Below are 2,558 nucleotides of genomic sequence, written 5' to 3'. Positions count from 1 at the left end.
GCCGCCACGCCTCCGGCGTCCGGCGGCAGGCGGCCCGTGCCCCGGAGCGCCCCGAAGCGCCCCGTCCGCGGCCCGCGCCGTGCCGCGGACGGGGCCCGCGGGCTCTACCTGCGGGCGAAGCGCGCCTGGGACCGGCCGCTGACCGCCTACTACCTGATCCTCGGCGGCAGCCTGATGATCCTCGGCCTCGGTCTGGTGATGGTCTTCTCCGCCTCGCAGATCGAGGCACTGGGCTCCGGGCTGCCCTCCACCTACTACTTCCGCAAACAGTTGCTGGCCGCCGTCCTGGGCGGCGTCCTGCTGCTGGCGGCCGCCCGGATGCCGGTGGCCCTCCAGCGCGGGCTGGCGTACCCGCTGCTGGCCGCCTCCGTCTTCCTGCTCTGCCTGGTCCAGGTGCCGGGGATCGGGCAGGAGGTCAAGGGCAACCAGAACTGGATCCAGCTCGGCGGCCCCTTCCAGTTCCAGCCCAGCGAGTTCGCCAAACTCGCCCTGGTGCTGTGGGGGGCGGACCTGCTGGCGCGCAAGGGCGACAGACGGCTGCTGAACCAGTGGAAGCACATGCTGGTCCCGCTCGTCCCGGTGGCCTTCCTGCTGCTCGGACTGATCATGCTGGGCCGGGACATGGGCACCTCGCTCATCCTCGCCGCCATCCTCGTCGGACTGCTCTGGCTGGCCGGTGCGCCACTGCGGCTGTTCGCCGGGGTGCTCGCCGTCGCCGGGGCACTGGGGGCCCTGCTGATCACGACCAGCGGCAACCGGATGGCCCGGTTCGCCTGCCTGGGCGCCACCGACCCCGGCCCGAACGACCAGTGCTGGCAGGCCGTCCACGGCATCTACGCCCTGGCGTCGGGCGGATGGTTCGGTTCGGGGCTGGGCGACAGCATGGAGAAATGGGGACAACTGCCCGAACCGCACACCGACTTCATCTTCGCCGTGACAGGGGAGGAACTCGGACTGGCGGGGACGCTGCCGGTGCTCGCCCTCTTCGCCGCTCTAGGCTATGCGGGTATCCGCGTGGCCGGACGCACGGAGGACCCCTTCGTCAGGTATGCCGCGGGAGGTGTGACCACCTGGATCACGGCCCAGGCCGTGGTCAACATCGGTGCGGTGCTCGGCCTGCTGCCGATCGCCGGTGTTCCGCTCCCGCTGTTCTCCTACGGAGGTTCCGCCCTGCTGCCGACGATGTTCGCCGTCGGGCTGCTGATCTCCGCCGCGAGATCGGAGCCCGCCGCGAAGGCGGCACTGGCCATGCGGCAGCCTGCTGTGAGAAAGAAGCTGGCTGGGGTGAGACGGAAGACGACGGGACGGAGCGCCGCACGGCGCCCGTCCGGAGAGCGGTGAAATTCGGTGCATGTCGTACTCGCCGGTGGGGGGACCGCCGGCCACATCGAGCCCGCGCTCGCCCTCGCGGACGCCCTGCGCAGGCAGGACCCGACCGTGGGGATCACGGCACTCGGCACGGAGCGCGGACTCGAGACCCGGCTCGTCCCGGAGAGGGGCTACGAACTGGAGCTGATCCCGGCCGTGCCCCTGCCGCGCAAACCCACTCCCGAGCTGATCACCGTGCCGGGGAGGCTGCGCGGCACCATCAAGGCCGCCGAGCAGGTCCTGGAACGGACCAAGGCCGACTGCGTGGTCGGCTTCGGCGGCTACGTGGCGCTGCCCGGCTACCTCGCGGCCAAGCGGCTCGGAGTGCCGATCGTCATCCACGAGGCCAACGCCCGGCCGGGCCTGGCCAACAAGATCGGCTCCCGCTACACCAGCCACGTCGCCGTCTCCACCCCGGACAGCAAGCTGCGCAACGCCCGCTACGTCGGCATCCCGCTGCGCCGCTCGATCGCCACTCTCGACCGGGCGGTTATGCGGGCCGAGGGGCGGGCCGCCTTCGGCCTCGACCCCGGTCTGCCCACCCTGCTGGTCACCGGCGGTTCCCAGGGCGCCCGGCGGCTCAACGAGGTCGTCCAGGCCATCGCGCCGAACCTCCAGCGCTCCGGCGTCCAGCTCCTGCACGCGGTCGGCCCGAAGAACGAGCTGCCGCAGGTGGACAACATGCCGGGGATGCCGCCCTACATCCCGGTGCCGTACCTGGACCGGATGGACCTGGCGTACGCCGCGGCCGACATGATGCTCTGCCGCGCGGGCGCGATGACGGTCGCCGAACTGTCCGCCGTCGGACTGCCGGCCGCCTACGTCCCGCTGCCGATCGGCAACGGTGAGCAGCGGCTGAACGCCCAGCCGGTGGTCAAGGCGGGCGGCGGACTCCTCGTCGACGACGCCGAGCTGTCGCCGGAGTGGATCCAGGCCAACGTCCTGCCGGTACTCACGGATCCGCACCGGCTGTACGACATGTCACGGGCCGCCGGCGAGTTCGGGCGCCGGGACGCCGACGAACTGCTGGTCGGCATGGTGTACGAGGCGATCGCGGCACACCGCCGGGGCTGAGGCCGCGGGCGGGACGCGGGAGAGCGGGGAACGTGGCCGGACGGACGGCGGCCGCCGGGCGAGGCGGTCGCGACCAGCGTGACCGGCGCGGGCCGGGGGCGGGCTCGGGACCGCCC

At 72.5% G+C, this 2,558-nt stretch carries 2 protein-coding genes; both read left to right on the top strand.

What is annotated here, in order from left to right; genetic code table 11:
- Positions 1-1,341 (top strand): putative lipid II flippase FtsW (gene ftsW / locus AC2CJA_RS26050; RefSeq protein ID WP_484605121.1); only part of this gene is annotated, 1,341 nt, incomplete at its 5' end.
- Between the two features lie 6 nt (positions 1,342-1,347).
- The gene (gene murG / locus AC2CJA_RS26045; RefSeq protein ID WP_484605120.1) at positions 1,348-2,442 is read left to right on the top strand and encodes an undecaprenyldiphospho-muramoylpentapeptide beta-N-acetylglucosaminyltransferase; all 1,095 of its coding nucleotides are present in this window, start codon (positions 1,348-1,350) and stop codon (positions 2,440-2,442) included.
- Positions 2,443-2,558 lie beyond the last annotated feature (116 nt).

The organism is Streptomyces sp. ATLC9, from assembly GCF_057196705.1.
The sequence above is the reverse complement of the archived record's forward strand: the minus strand, read 5'-3'. Positions and strand labels throughout refer to the sequence as shown.